We start from the raw sequence: 16537 nt of genomic DNA, 5'->3' as shown, positions 1-16537 counted from the left end.
GCTCCACTTCCATTACAGAAGTTTCTTCACTACTATGGGTTCGGCTGACTTCTTGTCGTTCGTTGTTACTAGGCTATTGCCTCGACAAGACCTCACGGGATAAGCCGTACATCTTTCCTCGTTTATTCTCGTGATTTACGCACATAGGTTACGACTACCTTCTTGGACTTTAGAGTTTTAAGCCCCCTTATCCTCTATATACGCCTTGATATCACGTTTCTGTTCGTAGAGCCACGATTTCGCTATCCCTTCCTCTCCCCGCTACCTCACGATAGTCAGGCTTGGGAGTCGCTATTGGGTTCACCGGTAGCAGGTGCCCACAGAGGACTTGCACCTCAGATGTACGACATGCCCGTCGTACTTAAAATGCCGAGACTAAGTCTCGGTTTTTTGGCATATGGAAAGAAAATATTTTGAAAACCTTCAAAAATATATGTACAGTCCAAGGCATTTGTGGTATACTGATTTAAATTTTTGAATATAGAGAGTTTTCAGACAATGAATCAATCCTACTTTTACTTAGATATGCATACGCATGAACTAGAAGTACCTTATTCGGGTGAAGGTCGTCGAATTCGAGTTCTCCTCCCTAAAAACTATGAGCAAGATGTGGAGCGTTCCTATCCAGTGGCTTACTTCCATGATGGACAAAATGTTCTCTACAGTAAAGAAGCTTTTAGTGGTTATTCATGGAAAGTCATTCCAACTATTAAGCGAAATCCAGATATTGATCGGATGATTGTGGTTGCCATTGATAACGATGGGGAGAACCGCATGAATGAATACTCCGCTTGGAAGTTTCAAGGGGGGATTATTCCAGGAATTAGCTTCGGCGGGAAGGGAATTGAATACGCCGAATTTGTTATGGAAGTCGTAAAACCTTTTATCGATGAACATTACCGTACCAAACCCCAAAGAGAATATACAGCTATGATTGGTAGTTCTCTTGGCGGGAATATCACCCAGTTTATGGGACTGGCTTACCAGGATCGGATTGGTTGTCTAGGTGTCTTCTCTTCCGCCAACTTCCTCCACCAAGAAGCCTTTAACCGTTATATTGAACGGATGCCAATGGAGGCTCCTCAACAAATTTACATTTATGTTGGGACCCAAGAAGATGATGAGGCAGATAAGAGTTTGATTGGTGGTAACATCAAACAAGCCTATGTGAGCTCTTCTATTCGCTACTTTAAGGATCTGATTCGAATGGGACATAATGTGGACAATCTGGAATTGGTGATTCAAACAGATGCAGAGCACAACGAAATTGCTTGGTCTGAACAATTGGGAGATTGCTTCCGATTCCTAAGTCGTTTTTGGCATGATTAGTAAAAGGAGACGTTTATGAATATCGAAAATCTTGTACATTGGAGTCACGAATTAGGGCGTGACATGCATATGAACCACTACGGACATGCTGGTATTCCAGTTATTGTCTTCCCATCTTCAGGTGGAAGTCACAATGAATTTTACGATTTTGGTATGATCAATGCCTCTCAACGCTTTATCGATGAGGGGAAAGTACAATTCTTTACAGTTTCAAGTATTGATAATGAAAGTTGGGAAGCAAATTGGAAACATGGTCATGATCGTGCCTTGGCTCACTTGGCATACGAACGTTACATCATTCAAGAAGCTGTACCTTTTATCAAACACATCGCAAATTGGGAAGGACCTCTAATGACTTCGGGCTGTTCTATGGGAGCTTACCACGCGCTAAACTTCTTCTTGCAGCATCCAGACGTTTTCCAAAAAGTCATTGCCTTAAGTGGTGTCTATGATGCTCGTTTCTTTGTCGGCGAATATGGAGACGACAAAGAAATTTACCAAAATTCTCCAAGCGACTACATCTGGAATCAAAATGATCCATGGTTCTTAGATCATTACCGCTCTGCTGACATCATTGTCTGCACTGGGTTGGGGGCATGGGAACAAGATGGCTTACCATCCTTCTATAGCTTAAAAACTGCCTTTGAGGAGAAACAAATCCCAGCTTGGTTTGATGTTTGGGGCTACGATGTAGCTCATGATTGGGATTGGTGGCGGATTCAAATGCCACATTTCTTAGAAGCACTTGATTTATAAAAAGGAGAGGGATTATGAATTATATTGTTATTTCACCTTATTACCCACAGAATTTCCAAAAATTCTCCATTGAGTTGGCTAAGCAAGGAATAACTGTTCTCGGAATTGGTCAAGAACCTTACGATCAACTAGGTTCTGAGCTCCAAGGGGCTTTAACAGAATACTTCCGTGTCAATAATTTAGAAGACTTGGATGAAGTCAAGCGTGCAGTAGCTTTCCTTTTCTACAAACATGGTCCAATCGATCGTATTGAATCACAAAACGAGTACTGGTTGGAACTTGATGCAGAACTTCGCACACAATTCAATGTTTTCGGTCCCCAAAATGAAGATATTGAAAAAACAAAGTATAAATCAAAAATGAAAGAAATTTTCCGCTCTGCTGGGGTTCCTGTTACACCAGGACGAGTGGTGACAACTGAAGATGAAGTACATGAAGCAGTAGAAGCTCTTGGTCTACCACTCATTGCGAAACCTGATAATGGAGTTGGAGCTGCAGCTACTTATAAGCTAGAAGAACCAAGATCCGTGCGTGAATTCATCGAAAATTGGGATCAAAGTATTGCCTATTTCTTAGAGCCTTTCGTAACTAGCACCGAAATTTGTACTTTTGACGGATTAGTAGATGCCAATGGCGAGATTGTATGGTCAACATCCTTTGATTACACAGACACTCCATTGAATATCCTGATCCAGCAAAAAGGAATTGCTTATTACACACAAATGGAAGTAGATCCTCTACTTCGCAAATATGGAGAAGCTGCAGTCAAAGCATTTGGCATGAAAGAACGTTTCTTCCATATTGAGTTCTTCCGTAATGGAGACGACTATATTGCTATCGAATACAATAATCGTCCAGCTGGTGCCTTTGCTATGGATGTCTATAACTTTGGTTATTCGCGTGATCTTTTCCGTGATTATGCTAGTCTCGTTGCTGGTCATGGTTTCCCAGAAGCAGATGGTCCTCTCAACCATGCACTTGCAGCTACACGACGAGACGAGGTGAGCTATCAAGTATCCAAAGAAGAACTTCTTGAGCGCTATGCTGCGTATCTAAAAGCCAATGTTCGTATGCCGGAAGCTTTTGCAGCTCTTCAAGGAAACGATATGTTTATTTTCACCTCTGATGATATTGAAGTCATTCACAATATCATTCGTGATATTGAAACTTTAGCAGATTAATTTTTTCAATCGAAAAGTCCAGATAATGCTTTCCAAGCCTAATATCTGGGCTTTTTCAGTTGTTAGTTATCTTTTGACAGGGATTTCAAGACAAGGTAAAATAGAAAGTGTAAGTTTGTGAAAAACAGAAAGGTGAATATATGGAAACACTAGACAAAAGCCTTTTACTGGATATGTTCCGTAAAATGGAAGAAATCCGTCGAATGGATTTAAAAATAGCCCAATTGGTAAAAAAAGGAAAAGTTCCTGGAATGACCCACTTTTCCGTTGGAGAAGAAGCTGCAAATGTTGGAGCCATGGCTGCTCTCAATCCAGATGACTTAATTACTTCTAACCATAGAGGACATGGACAAGCCATCGCAAAAGGGATTAATCTCAATGAAATGATGGCCGAAATTCTTGGAAAATACACTGGAACCTGTAAAGGAAAAGGTGGCTCCATGCATATTGCCGATTTAGACGCTGGAAACCTCGGAGCCAATGGTATTGTTGGAGGTGGAATGGGAATCGCAGTTGGAGCAGCCCTAACCCAGCAAATGAAAGGCACTGATAAGATTGTCGTCTGCTTCTTTGGAGATGGTGCCACCAACGAAGGTGTCTTCCATGAAGCTGTCAATATGGCCTCTATTTGGAAACTTCCTGTTATTTTTGCATGTATCAACAATGGTTATGGTATTTCAGCAGATATTAAAAAAATGACCAATGTAGAGCACATTTATCAACGAGCAACAGCCTATGGTATTCCAGGTATTTTTGTTGAAGATGGTAATAATATTTTGGATGTCTACAAAGGATTCCAAGAAGCTGTCGAACATGTTCGTTCTGGAAAAGGTCCTGTACTCATTGAAAGTGTAACCTATCGCTGGTTAGGCCATTCCTCATCTGATCCTGGTAAATACCGGACACGAGAGGAAGTAGAAGAATGGAAGAAAAAAGATCCAATAGAGAATTTCCGTCATTATTTGGTTGAAAATCAGATTGCTAGCGCGGAAGAATTAGATCACATTCAGGCAGAAGTTAAAGAAGCAGTGGAAGAGTCTGTACGCTTTGCAGAGAATAGTCCCCTACCACCACTAGAATCAGCCTTTGAAGATATTTATGCGGAATAAGAGAGGTCAGTCACAAATGGAAACTAAATTAATGTCATTTCGAGATACGATTATCCTAGCTATGTCTGAAGAAATGCGTCGTGATCCAGATGTTTTTCTTATGGGAGAAGATGTAGGTGTCTTTGGCGGAGATTTTGGAACTTCAGTAGGAATGTTAGAAGAATTTGGACCAGAGCGGGTTCGGGATGCTCCCATCTCAGAAGCTGCTATTTCAGGAGCTGCAGCTGGTGCTGCCATGACAGGTCTTCGCCCGATTGTGGATATGACCTTCATGGATTTCTCTGTTATTGCCATGGACGCTATTGTAAACCAGGCTGCTAAAACCCGGTATATGTTTGGTGGGAAAGGCCAAGTTCCGATGACTGTACGCTGTGCTGCCGGTAATGGAGTTGGTTCTGCAGCCCAACATTCCCAATCCCTTGAAAGCTGGTTTACTCACATTCCAGGCCTTAAAGTTGTTGCTCCTGGAACCCCCGCAGATATGAAAGGACTCCTTAAAGCCTCAATTCGTGATAACAATCCGGTTATTATTTTAGAGTACAAATCTGAATTTAATCAAAAAGGTGAAGTACCCGTTGATCCGGATTATGTAATTCCTTTAGGCAAAGGTGAAATTAAAAGAGAGGGTACGGATGTCACAGTTGTGACCTATGGTAAAATGTTGCGTCGTGTACTCCAGGCTGCGGAAGAATTAGCAGAAACCGGAATTTCTGTCGAAGTTGTTGACCCACGGACTCTAGTACCACTAGATAAGGAAATCATCATTAATTCTGTCAAGAAAACAGGGAAAGTCGTTCTCGTAAACGATGCTCACAAAACAAGCGGTTTTATTGGAGAAATCTCAGCCATTATAGCTGAATCAGAAGCCTTTGATTATTTAGACGCACCAATTCGCCGCTGTGCGGGTGAGGATGTTCCAATGCCTTATGCCGCAAATCTTGAAAATGCGATGATTCCAACAGTCGAAAGTATTAAAGAGACGATTCTCAAAACTGTAAACAAAGAATAAGGAGAAGCAATGTCTGACAAAAAACTAAGAGCAACTCCTGCGGCTCGTAAATTGGCGGATCAATTAGGGATTAACCTTTATGATGTTAGTGGTTCGGGAGCTAAAGGACGGGTTCATAAAGAAGATGTAGATCAGCATAAAGACACGCATGTCGTTCGAATCTCGCCTTTGGCTAAGCGTATTGCCCTAGAGCACAACATTGCTTGGCAAGAAATTCAAGGTACAGGGGTTAATGGAAAAATTATGAAGAAGGATGTTTTAGCCCTTCTCCCTGAAAATCTTGAAACTGGAACCACTAAGTCTCCAGCTCAAATTGAAAAAGTTGAAGAAGTTCCAGATAACCAAACTGAATGGGGAACTATTGAGCGGATTCCAATGACTCCAATGCGGAAAGTCATTGCCCAACGTATGGTGGATTCTTATCTAACAGCGCCAACCTTTACCCTCAATTATGAAGTCGACATGACGGAAATGCTGGCACTACGAAAGAAAGTCCTAGACCCAATCATGGCAGAAACTGGGAAAAAGGTCACTGTTACGGATTTGATTTCACTTGCAGTCATCAAAACATTGATGAAGCATCCTTATATCAATTCAAGTTTAACTGAAGATGGCCAAACGATTATTACCCATGATTATGTGAACCTCGCCATGGCTGTCGGAATGGACGGTGGTTTATTGACACCTGTCGTCTTTAATGCTGAAAAAATGTCCCTTTCACAACTTGTCGTAGCATTTAAGGATGTAATTGGCCGTGCTTTAGATATGAAATTGGCACCGAGTGAATTACAAAATTCAACATTCACGATTAGTAATTTGGGAATGTTTGGGGTACAATCTTTTGGCCCTATCATCAATCAACCTAACTCAGCAATCCTTGGTGTCAGTGCAACTATTGAGAAACCAGTAGCTTTAAATGGTGAAATCGTCATCCGTCCTATGATGAGTCTCGGCCTCACAATTGACCATCGAGTTGTCGATGGAATGGCTGGTGCGAAATTTATGAAAGATTTGAAAGATCTCATTGAAAATCCAATTTCAATGTTAATTTAGAAGGAGTAGAGAATGGCCTTAGAAGTAATTATGCCTAAAGCCGGTGTCGATATGACCGAGGGTCAAATCGTTCAGTGGAATAAAAAAGTCGGAGAATTTGTGAAAGAAGGAGAAGTTCTTCTTGAAATTATGACCGATAAAGTTAGTATGGAACTAGAAGCAGAAGAAGATGGTTATCTGATTGCGATCTTAAAAGGAGACGGAGAAACAGTTCCGGTTACAGAAATTATCGGCTATCTTGGTGCAGAGGGAGAAAACATCCCAACCGCTTCTACAGAAGCACCAGTTGCTGAAAGTCCAATTGCCCCACTAACTCAAGAGGACTCTGATAAGAGTGATGACGCCTATGATGTCGTCGTTATCGGTGGTGGTCCTGCTGGTTATGTAGCAGCTATCAAGGCTTCTCAATTAGGTGGTAAAGTGGCTATTGTTGAAAAAACAGCCCTTGGAGGAACCTGTCTCAACCGTGGATGTATCCCTACCAAAACTTACCTTCACAATGCGGAAATCATTGAAAGCCTGGGTCATGCAGCAGATCGTGGAATCATGGTCGAAAATCCAAGCTTTACAGTTGATATGGATAAAGTCGTTGCTACAAAAGACAAAGTTGTTGCCACTCTTGTCGGAGGTGTCGGAGGCTTAATGCGTTCTTATGGTATTGATGTTCATATGGGAACAGGAACAATTACCAAAGATAAGAATGTCCTCGTTGATGGTCAAACCCTTCTCGAAACAAAGAAAATTATTCTTGCAGGTGGATCAAAAGTTAGCAAAATCAATGTTCCAGGTATGGAATCTGATTTAGTCATGACAAGTGATGATATCCTTAACCTCAAAGAAGTTCCAGAACATCTAGTGGTTATTGGTGGCGGAGTTGTCGGAATCGAACTTGGTCAAGCCTTTATGACCTACGGTTCAAAAGTCACTGTTATTGAAATGACAGACCGTATTGTTCCAGCAATGGATAAAGAAGTTTCTAAAAATCTTCGCCTCATTCTTGAACGAAAAGGAATGACCATTCATACAGAAACCAAGCTAGAAGAGATTATTGAAGAAAATGGTAAACTACGTATTAAAGTTTCTGGTCAAGAAGATATTCTAGCTGATAAAGCCCTTCTTTCAATTGGTCGAGTTCCAGATTTAGAAGGTATGGGTGAAGTAGCCTTTGAACTTGAAAATGGTCGTATCAAGGTGAATGAGTATATGGAAACATCTGTTCCAGGCATCTACGCCCCAGGTGATATCAATGGAACTAAAATGTTAGCTCATGCAGCCTTCCGTATGGGTGAAGTAGCCGCTGAGAATGCTTTAAAAGGCAACCATGCAGTGGCGAAACTCAACCTTACCCCAGCTGCTATCTACACCTTACCAGAAGTAGCCGCTGTTGGTTTAACAGAAGAACAGGCGCGTGAACAGTATGATGTAGCAATTGGAAAATTCAATTTCGCAGCCAATGGTCGTGCCATCGCTTCTGATGCTGCCCAAGGATTTGTGAAAGTCATCGCTGACAAAAAATATGGTGAAGTACTCGGTGTCCATATTATTGGACCTGCCGCAGCAGAATTAATTAATGAGGCTTCAACTATTATTGAAATGGAAATTACGGTTGAAGAAGTTCTCAAAACAATCCATGGTCACCCGACTTACTCAGAAGTCATGTATGAAGCCTTTGCAGATGTCCTAAATCTCGCTGTGCATGCACCTAAGAAATAGGAGACTTCATGAAATACATTATTAATGACAGTAACGATACAGCTTTTAACATCGCACTTGAAGAATATGCTTTCAAGCAAATGCTTGATGAAGATATGATTTTCATTCTCTGGATCAATAAACCCTCCATTATCGTAGGTCGTCATCAAAATACGATTGAAGAAATTAACCGGGACTATGTTCGAGACAATGGTATTGAAGTCGTTCGACGTATCAGTGGAGGTGGTGCAGTCTACCATGACTACAATAATCTTAACTACACCATTATTTCAAATGAGAATCAAGACAAACTCTTTGATTTCAAGAGCTTTTCGATTCCAGTCATCAATACTTTAGCCGCTCTCGGGGTTAAGGCTGAATTTACCGGCCGTAATGATTTAGAAATTGATGGTAAGAAATTTGGAGGGAATGCCCAGGCCTATATCAATGGACGAATTATGCATCACGGTGCATTACTCTTTGATGTTGATTTATCTGTCTTAGCAAAAGCACTTCAAGTTTCCAAGCACAAAATTGAATCGAAAGGTGTCAAGTCTGTTCGAGCCCGTGTAACGAATATCGTTGATGAATTAGATGAGAAAATTTCCGTTCTAGAATTTCGTGATCTCTTGCTAGACTATATGAAAAAAGAGTATCCAGAGATGACTGAATACACCTTCTCAGATTCTGAATTAGAAGAAATTCGCCAAATTCGCGATGCTAAATTCGGAAACTGGGATTGGAATTATGGAAAATCACCTGAATACAATATCCGTCGAACCATCAAATTCCCAAGCGGATTAATAGATGCCTATGTCAATGTTGTAGAATCTCGGATTGATACCTTGAAAATTTACGGAGATTTCTTCGGAATCGAGGATGTTGCTGCAGTAGAAGAGTCCCTAGTAGGTCTTGCCTATGAACGAGAAGCAGTCGAGCAAAAACTAGCTGAACTAGACTTGTCACGCTACTTCGCAGGAATTTCAGCACAAGAAATTGCAGAAGCTATTGTAGAATAATACCAGTCTATATAAATAAGACCACTGGATTTGTTAGTCTAGTGGTCTTATAACATTTATAATCATTATCTAAATCTGAATCATGAAAGAAAAAGAAGATCTAATAAGAGAAATTGACAAAATCTTAGGAATTCCTGAAATGACAACAGATATTGAATTGAAAAAGATTTTTTCAGCATCTAAAATAGCCATTGAAGAGAATCAAGTTCAAGCGATTAGTCAACTAAGCCATAGCTTATCCCTCTATTTAATGACACATCACTATAAAGCTCCCAAAAATGTAATCGAATTCGCTACAAAAATAGCAAATAAATACCATCGGGAACGTGGTAAAATCTCCGCCTTAAATATGTTGGCTATGAGTTTCCATGGCTTAAAATAGGATAATTGAAATGCCCTAGAGTTGATCTAGGGCATTCTTTTGTTCCTCGTCGACAATATGAGTATAAAGGTCCGTGACCTGTGTACTAGCATGTCCCAATTGATGACTGACCAAAACTTGTGATTTGGTAGCATCATACAAACGGGTTGCAAGTGTGTGGCGTAGTTTATGGGGGGTTACACGAATTTTGAAAGATTCCGAGTACTTTGCAACCATTTTTTCAATGCTAGAAGCATCCATGCGATTTGCCTTGCCTCTATATTCACTTAAAAACAGGGCAAGATTGTGTTTCTCAGGTTTATAACGTTTATCTCGGATTTCTAAATAATGTAAAAGATAGGGCTTAGCAAAGCTAGCAATAGGAACAGCATCACGACGGCCTCCTTTACGAGTAACTTCCGCAATCATCATTTGTGTGTTCAAATCTCTGACATCAAGGTTCACTGCTTCAGATAAGCGAATTCCTGAAGCTAGGAGTAGTGCAATCAAGGCCAAATCACGTTCCTTGTTTTTCTCATAGGAGCTAAGAGCACGTTTGGAAAGCTGTTTGGGATAGTCATCTTCAATGTGGCGTAAAAACCCCTCGGTTTCATCCCCTAAAAAAAGTTTCTGCTTAATGGTTTCAGCCCTTGCAGCTAAAGTCTCCTTTTTCTTTTTTGTTAAAACCTTTTTCATAACATTACGGTAAAAATAGGGTTCCCCCTGTTCATTCTCAACTTCCTCAGTTAAAAATTTAAAGAGACTCGAGAGTGCTGATAGAGTCCGGTTAATGGTTGTTTGCGACAGACCGGTTTTCGTCGAATTCGCATTTAACAAAGGACGTTCCCGTAAATATAAGATAAAAGATTCAATATCTTTCTTAGAAAGATGTTCTAAGGTTTCAATAGAAATCTCTTTAATTTCAGTGACTTGAACAAGATCTGTATCCATCAACCAATTAAAAAAACGCTGGTATTCTTTCAAGTATTCATACAAGGTGGGAAAACTATAAGGGACAGCTAATTTGGATTGATAGTATTCTAAAACATACCAAGGCATAATTGCTTTCAAATCTTCAATTTTTTCTAGTAACAATTCACGACGCATAAGTACCTCCAAATTCTCTAATAGTAGTGTACCAAACACACAAACTTTTTTCAAGAAAATTACAGTTTTTCGGAAAGATGTTGTTGGAGATATTCCTAATGATTTTTGAGATATATCGTATGATTACTTCCTAGACTGCCATTATCAACCTTTACCTATAACAAATAAAATGAATTTATGTTAAACGTGTGCTGACAGAAAAAGCTGGAAATTCCAGCTTTTTAACATATGATTTATTATTCTTTGATAACTTCACCTGAATTATAATCAATTTTCAAATTCTTTTGAGCATTTGGGATAAAGACATTGAATCCAGATTCGAAAATGGGATGTTTTTCATCATTTGAAGTTAAAAAATTTCCACCATTTCTTACTCTAGCTTCCATTATAATCCCTCGTGGAAGCTTTTCGTAATTTTGCTGTTCATTCTTTGAGTCTAGTTTTTTAAAAACTGGTGTAATGCGATAATCAATTTCTATGTGCTCTTTGTTTCTATGATAAAAATCTAAAGTCTGTAACAGGATATTTTCAAAATAAAACATACCACAAGATTCTTTTGAAGTATTTGCTAGATTGCACCAATGTGTAATCATTACAAAATTTTCTGCCCATCTGATACTATTGAGAGGATTTATATATTTATGTATAGAATCAGCTATTAGATGTCCTTGATGAAATAATTCAGGAGATACTTCAGATTTACCTATAATATTTTTAGGATGCTGTTTCCGATTTTTTCTTGATGATTTCTTACAGGAGCACAAAACGGTTTGTATCGGTTTTATTGAGAGATTAGGACTATTTACAATACTAACCTCTATTTCTTCTAAAAACTTAGGTATCTTAGAATCATCAAACCACTTTCCCCCATTTAAAATATAAAAACCAGCCTCAGGCTTGTTTGAAGAAGGATCAATCAACTCCTTTAACTTATCAAAACCTTCATAGGTTCTTTCAATATCTTTCTTAGAAGGTTTAATTTTTACAGTATGTTTTTTAGTATCTCCCATTTAGAAATTTCCTCTCGCATGTATTGATTACAACAATTATAACATGTCTACTGTAACAATTCATTTTTATAAAAATTATTTATGTTAAACATAGACTGAAAGAAAAAGCTGGAATTTCCAGCCTCTCCATTTACTAATCCTCATAATCTCCACCAGGTACCCCAAAGTATTCTTCTAGGGTCAATCCTGATTTAGCTATATCCGCAGCTTCTGATCCAATATAGCGAACATGCCAACTTTCTGCTGTGTAACCCGTAATATCTTCCTTGTCTTCAGTATAGCGAACAATGAAACCATAGTCTGCCGCATGCTCTCGTAACCATTTGCTGGCTTCTTTATCTGTCAGAAGATTTCCCGAGCTATCGATTAAGTCGTAAGCAAGACCAGTTTGGTGCTCACTATACCCAGCTCTAGCTGAATAACGATCGGCATTAGCTTGACCATCTTGATCAACATAGGATTGGTATAAACCAACCTGTGTTTCATAAGAACGATATCCGCTGTACTGGTTGCTAATAGCAAAACCTTTATCTTGCATATCCGCAATCAGTTGCATAAAGGCAGCTTGAGCCTGAGGATCTTCCCCTGGTGCATAATTTGCATTTCGCGGATGCTTCTTATTAACAATAATAATTTCTTGTCCATCAGATCCTTTGACACTATAGTAATCACCATTATAAGTAGCCTTAGTATCCGTTTTAGATTCTTTTTGTTGACTATTAAACTTAGATAATGAGCTTTGAGCAGAGCTCTCATCTGAATTGTTTGTGACTGTCTGATTTGATTCAGTATTGCCTTTGTTTTCTTGAGTAGTTGCTGATTCTTGGCCACAAGCTGCTAAAGCTAGAGTCATAAGAATCAACCCAAACCATTTTTTTGATTTCATAGGATCCCTTTCTTAATACTCGCTAATAGAGTAAATTTTAAAACTTCCATTTTCTGGACGAAGCATAAAGACTTGATTTTTATGAACGGTATCAGATTTACCATTTGTATAGACTTCTTTAAAGCTATTGCGGACTGTGACTTTATAATCATTTCCTTCTTTGGCAACATCAGTAACAGTATATTCTAGCGTTGTTTGATAATCAATTCGTGCTGCAGCAACACCACCGTTTGCTACATAATTATACATAACTTGATAGGCTTCACTATTGGTATCATAATAGTCCGTAAAACCGACTGAACGATTACGAATAGAGTCACGCATAGCATTAATGTAAGAGGACATAAAATTACTGATGGCAACTTTGTCTTCTTCCAATTTCCGCTTTGCGTCTTCTTCCTGTTTCACTTTCTCTTCTTTAGCTTTTCTAGCATCCGCAATTTTTTGCTGGATATCAGAGGAAAGCTGAAGGTCAACTACAAGGGATTCTTCGCCTGGTTTTACAACTAGTTTACTTTTTTCAGTTGTATAAGTATTCTCTTCGAATTTAAACTGAGCATGAACATCAATTGTTTGATTTTCAATCAATTTAAGTTTCTTCGTTAATTCCTTAGCGACCTCTTTGTTATTCACATACAATTTAATATCACTTGCCCCTTGCACGTCACTAGGGAGTGAAGCTTGTAAATTCTTATCTACATTTGAAATGGAAAGAGTAAGGCTATTCTCCTTAGCTTCCGAAAGTTCTGCTGTAATATCCGTATTTAGATCTCCAGCATCCGTTTTCCCCTTAGCTGCAAAAGAATGGGGAGCAAATGAAAAGTCTCCTAAAGCTAATTCTTTATCTTTCTCTACCTTCTGTTCATTCAAACTTAAAGTGTCCAAGTTTGTTTTTACAGTAATTGTCAATGGAAAAGTCTTAACCTCATAAACAGGAAATAACCCCAGTTTCTTTGTAGTCTCCTCTAAGCCTAGTAACTGATTACCATTTTCATCTTTAATAATATAAGAAGGATCAGCCTCTAACTTCGACAACTCACTCTCTAACTTTCCATCTTTATTTAGATATTGAACGAAATTCTTAGCATCTTCTGCAGACCAGTTCACGTTTTTCGAATTAGTATCACTAAAGGATTCCGCAAGTTGCTGGAATTTGCTATTTTCAATTTGTTTAGAAAATTGATCAACGGCTAAATCCGCCCCAGACTCCTTGTCAAAATAGTAATAACCACCGCCTAGAACGATAAGAACTAAACCAATGGCAGTCCCTGTAAGTACCTGTTTACGACTAGGCTTTAATTTCTTCTCTTTCTTAACAGGAGCTGGACTTTCATCCGCTTGTACAGGTGCTACAACAACAGATTCAGCTACTGTTTCAACCGATGATAGGTCAGGTAAATAATCTACATCAAAGCCTGTTTCCTTAGCAAGAGCGAACTCCTGAGGTCCAGGTCGACGACCGTGAGCCACTTCAAAAGCTTGAATCCAAAGTGCTTTTGGATTCTGAACCCTCTCTCTATCTTGTGAACTTATCTCAACTTCTTGTAGTGAATTTTCTTCTTGTTTTGAAGATGATTCAAATTGATTAATTGGAAATCCTTGTTTCTTAGCAGCCATATATTCAGCAGGGCTAGGTTTCCGCTGATTTAAGGTCTCAAAAGCTACAGCCCAACGATGAGCCAAATCTTCTTCTACCAAGGGGAATCCCGCTTCCTTAGCAATAACAAACTCTTGTGGAATGGGCTTTCTCCCCTCACGTGCTTCAAATTCTTTGAGCCATTGATCCTTTTTTTCCATATTAATTTCACCTAACTTTATTCTTTTTACTATTATAAGTTTAGTAGAAAGACTGAAACCTGTCAATGATTTTATTAGTATTTTTTAACATAAATTTATTTAGTGAAATTTATTCCGAGGAACAAAAAATATTTCTAGATAGAACTCAATATATAAATAGACCCAACAAACCGTTAATCGCTTGCTGGGTCTATTTATATTTTTAAAGTCCCAATAACTTGTCTGGGAATTCGTCTTCGATATCAACCACATAGTACTCTTTGGGTTGATACCATTTTTAAAGGAAATGCTTTAATTTTTGTATTATAGTGAGCTACAAACTCGTTGTGCTAGCTGTTCCTCACTCTTAAATAGTTCATCAAAGAGCCGTGAGACTACTCGAGATATATTTAAATAAGGAGCCTCATCCAATATCTGGGCGAACTCTCGTGAAGTTTCAACTTTGAAAGAACGGTGTTTCTCCGTCAACCTAGACTTCATCCGATCTTTTACAATCGATTAGCTTGGGATAAAACTTGACGATTTCGTTCCTCGGTAATATGGATATTACTTGATCATTGAGAACAGCTTTCCGAGAGACGGTTGGCCTCGCTGATTGTAAGGAAACTAGAAATCACCAAAGTTGACAAAAATTGATTTTGGTTCATAGCAAACCATTCATCACTTCTTCCGTTTTTTCTTAGCTTTTTTCAATTGTTTGTTCATACGGTTCATGGCTTGTTTAGTAGCAAACTGACCGAGTTTTCCTTTAAGCCCTCCACCAAATAGTTGACTCATATCCATATCAGCACCCAGGGCTGATAGATCGGGCATGCCATTTGGCCCCATCATTCCTTCTAAGGCGGACATATCCATATCACCCATATTTGGCATATTCTTAGAAAGTTGATTAGGGTTCATTCCCATTTGTTTCATCATCTTATTCATATCACCAGACATAACCCCTTGCATCATTTGTTTAGCTTGGTTAAAGTCTTTGATGAATTTGTTCACTTCCACAAAACTATTTCCTGAACCAGCCGCAATTCGACGGCGGCGTGATGGGGTGAGGAGGTCTGGGTTTTCCCGCTCAGCAGAAGTCATGGAGTAGATAATCGCCTTACGGCGAGCAACTTCTTTTTCATCAACCTTGAGATTTTTCAGAGCTGGATTGCTAGCCATCCCTGGAATCATCTTGAGAAGATCTTCCATTGGTCCCATATTCTGAACCTGGTCCAATTGATCAAGGAAATCATTGAAATCAAAGGTGTTTTCCCGCATCTTTTCGGCAATTTCCAGGCTCTTTTGTTGGTCATACTCTTGAGAGGCCTTTTCAATAAGAGTCAAAAGATCACCCATACCCAGAATCCTACCAGCCATGCGGTCAGGATAGAAGGCCTCAATGTCTGTAATCTTTTCACCTGTTCCGGTGAATTTAATAGGTTTTCCAGTGATTTGACGGACAGATAAAGCAGCTCCCCCACGAGTGTCTCCATCCATTTTTGTTAGGATAACTCCCGTCACTTCCAATTGCTGGTTAAACTCACGTGCAATATTAGCAGCTTCTTGACCAATCATGGCATCGACTACCAAAAGGATTTCATTAGGTTGCGCAAACTCTTTAATGTCCTTTAGCTCTTGCATGAGGAGCTGATCAATCTGTAAGCGACCCGCTGTATCAATCAAAACATAGTCGTTTTTATTTTCCCGAGCTTGTTCCAAACCAGCTTTAACAATGTCCAAAGCTGGAACTTCAGTCCCCATAGAGAAAACAGGTACATCAATTTGTTGGCCCAGCGTTTTTAATTGCTCAATAGCAGCAGGTCGATAAATATCTGCTGCTATCATTAAGGGACGAGCATTCTCTTCTTTTTTCAGTTTATTGGCTAATTTTCCAGCAAAAGTTGTTTTACCAGCTCCTTGGAGACCTACCATCATAATGATTGTTGGAATTTTAGAAGATTTTTCAATTTCAGAGCGGTCTGAACCCAATAAACGAGTCAATTCCTCATTAACAATTTTAATCACTTGTTGGGCGGGATTCAAGGTATCGATAACCTCTTGTCCCAAGGCACGTTCTCGAATTTGCTTGATGAAATCTTTCACAACAGGTAAAGCAACGTCTGCTTCTAGCAGAGCCATCCGGATTTCTTTGGTGGCCTCCTGAATATCTTTTTCGTCAATTTTACCTTTTTTACGTAGATTTTTAAAAACAGATTGTAAACGCTCTGTTAGACTTTCGAACATTC

The 16537-nt window shown here is 39.2% G+C and carries 14 protein-coding genes; 9 read left to right on the top strand and 5 right to left on the bottom strand.

All coding sequences use genetic code 11. The features are described 5' to 3' along the window. Positions 1-498 precede the first annotated feature (498 nt). The 9 genes from ACXM1Q_RS00660 to ACXM1Q_RS00620 all read left to right on the top strand — a co-directional run bounded on the left by ACXM1Q_RS00660 (position 499) and on the right by ACXM1Q_RS00620 (position 9530). Positions 499-1329, top strand: a complete 831-nt coding sequence (locus ACXM1Q_RS00660; protein WP_458515398.1) for an alpha/beta hydrolase — start codon at positions 499-501, stop codon at positions 1327-1329. 15 nt (positions 1330-1344) lie between these two features. Continuing rightward, a complete protein-coding gene (locus ACXM1Q_RS00655) occupies positions 1345-2085 on the top strand; it encodes an esterase family protein (RefSeq protein ID WP_135035098.1) in 741 nt (246 codons plus the stop codon). A gap of 14 nt (positions 2086-2099) precedes the next feature. After that, positions 2100-3266, top strand: a complete 1167-nt coding sequence (locus ACXM1Q_RS00650) for an ATP-grasp domain-containing protein (protein ID WP_458515397.1) — start codon at positions 2100-2102, stop codon at positions 3264-3266. 140 nt (positions 3267-3406) lie between these two features. Further along, positions 3407-4375, top strand: a complete 969-nt coding sequence (locus ACXM1Q_RS00645) for a thiamine pyrophosphate-dependent dehydrogenase E1 component subunit alpha (protein WP_458515396.1) — start codon at positions 3407-3409, stop codon at positions 4373-4375. A gap of 16 nt (positions 4376-4391) precedes the next feature. After that, positions 4392-5384 carry an alpha-ketoacid dehydrogenase subunit beta gene (locus ACXM1Q_RS00640; protein ID WP_167758447.1) on the top strand — a complete coding sequence of 331 codons (993 nt, stop codon included), beginning with the start codon at positions 4392-4394 and terminating at the stop codon, positions 5382-5384. 9 nt (positions 5385-5393) lie between these two features. Further along, positions 5394-6437, top strand: a complete 1044-nt coding sequence (locus ACXM1Q_RS00635) for a dihydrolipoamide acetyltransferase (RefSeq protein WP_458515395.1) — start codon at positions 5394-5396, stop codon at positions 6435-6437. Positions 6438-6449: 12 nt separating this feature from the next. Beyond that, positions 6450-8150 carry a dihydrolipoyl dehydrogenase gene (lpdA, locus tag ACXM1Q_RS00630; RefSeq protein ID WP_458515394.1) on the top strand — a complete coding sequence of 567 codons (1701 nt, stop codon included), beginning with the start codon at positions 6450-6452 and terminating at the stop codon, positions 8148-8150. Positions 8151-8158: 8 nt separating this feature from the next. Next, positions 8159-9148: a lipoate--protein ligase gene (locus ACXM1Q_RS00625; protein WP_135035086.1), complete on the top strand. Its 990-nt coding sequence runs from the start codon at positions 8159-8161 to the stop codon at positions 9146-9148. 82 nt (positions 9149-9230) lie between these two features. Next, a complete protein-coding gene (locus tag ACXM1Q_RS00620; RefSeq protein ID WP_458515393.1) occupies positions 9231-9530 on the top strand; it encodes a bacteriocin immunity protein in 300 nt (99 codons plus the stop codon). 15 nt (positions 9531-9545) lie between these two features. Here ACXM1Q_RS00620 and xerS read toward each other — a convergent pair whose 3' ends face one another. From xerS to ffh, 5 genes are all read right to left on the bottom strand, one after another. Next, positions 9546-10616, bottom strand: coding sequence for a tyrosine recombinase XerS (gene xerS, locus ACXM1Q_RS00615; protein WP_458515392.1), 1071 nt, complete (start codon positions 10614-10616; stop codon positions 9546-9548). A 236-nt stretch (positions 10617-10852) separates the two neighbouring features. After that, a complete protein-coding gene (locus tag ACXM1Q_RS00610; RefSeq protein ID WP_458515391.1) occupies positions 10853-11626 on the bottom strand; it encodes a hypothetical protein in 774 nt (257 codons plus the stop codon). Between the two features lie 133 nt (positions 11627-11759). Further along, positions 11760-12512 (bottom strand): LD-carboxypeptidase LdcB/DacB, encoded by a 753-nt coding sequence (gene ldcB, locus ACXM1Q_RS00605; protein WP_458515390.1) that lies wholly within the window; start codon positions 12510-12512, stop codon positions 11760-11762. 12 nt (positions 12513-12524) lie between these two features. Next, positions 12525-14309 (bottom strand): TcaA NTF2-like domain-containing protein, encoded by a 1785-nt coding sequence (locus tag ACXM1Q_RS00600; protein WP_458515389.1) that lies wholly within the window; start codon positions 14307-14309, stop codon positions 12525-12527. A 660-nt stretch (positions 14310-14969) separates the two neighbouring features. Beyond that, positions 14970-16535 carry a signal recognition particle protein gene (gene ffh / locus ACXM1Q_RS00595; RefSeq protein ID WP_458515388.1) on the bottom strand — a complete coding sequence of 522 codons (1566 nt, stop codon included), beginning with the start codon at positions 16533-16535 and terminating at the stop codon, positions 14970-14972. Between the last annotated feature and the right edge of the window lie 2 nt (positions 16536-16537).

It is taken from the genome of Streptococcus sp. 10F2, from assembly GCF_054331515.2.
The sequence above is the reverse complement of the archived record's forward strand: the minus strand, read 5'-3'. Positions and strand labels throughout refer to the sequence as shown.

Bases quoted from the DNA above. Each gene is read 5' to 3' on its own strand.
- ACXM1Q_RS00660 (WP_458515398.1), top strand. From the start codon at position 499: ATGAATCAATCCTACTTTTACTTAGATATGCATACGCATGAACTAGAA.
- ACXM1Q_RS00655 (WP_135035098.1), top strand. From the start codon at position 1,345: ATGAATATCGAAAATCTTGTACATTGGAGTCACGAATTAGGGCGTGAC.
- ACXM1Q_RS00650 (WP_458515397.1), top strand. From the start codon at position 2,100: ATGAATTATATTGTTATTTCACCTTATTACCCACAGAATTTCCAAAAA.
- ACXM1Q_RS00645 (WP_458515396.1), top strand. From the start codon at position 3,407: ATGGAAACACTAGACAAAAGCCTTTTACTGGATATGTTCCGTAAAATG.
- ACXM1Q_RS00640 (WP_167758447.1), top strand. From the start codon at position 4,392: ATGGAAACTAAATTAATGTCATTTCGAGATACGATTATCCTAGCTATG.
- ACXM1Q_RS00635 (WP_458515395.1), top strand. From the start codon at position 5,394: ATGTCTGACAAAAAACTAAGAGCAACTCCTGCGGCTCGTAAATTGGCG.
- lpdA (WP_458515394.1), top strand. From the start codon at position 6,450: ATGGCCTTAGAAGTAATTATGCCTAAAGCCGGTGTCGATATGACCGAG.
- ACXM1Q_RS00625 (WP_135035086.1), top strand. From the start codon at position 8,159: ATGAAATACATTATTAATGACAGTAACGATACAGCTTTTAACATCGCA.
- ACXM1Q_RS00620 (WP_458515393.1), top strand. From the start codon at position 9,231: ATGAAAGAAAAAGAAGATCTAATAAGAGAAATTGACAAAATCTTAGGA.
- xerS (WP_458515392.1), bottom strand. From the start codon at position 10,616: ATGCGTCGTGAATTGTTACTAGAAAAAATTGAAGATTTGAAAGCAATT.
- ACXM1Q_RS00610 (WP_458515391.1), bottom strand. From the start codon at position 11,626: ATGGGAGATACTAAAAAACATACTGTAAAAATTAAACCTTCTAAGAAA.
- ldcB (WP_458515390.1), bottom strand. From the start codon at position 12,512: ATGAAATCAAAAAAATGGTTTGGGTTGATTCTTATGACTCTAGCTTTA.
- ACXM1Q_RS00600 (WP_458515389.1), bottom strand. From the start codon at position 14,309: ATGGAAAAAAAGGATCAATGGCTCAAAGAATTTGAAGCACGTGAGGGG.
- ffh (WP_458515388.1), bottom strand. From the start codon at position 16,535: ATGTTCGAAAGTCTAACAGAGCGTTTACAATCTGTTTTTAAAAATCTA.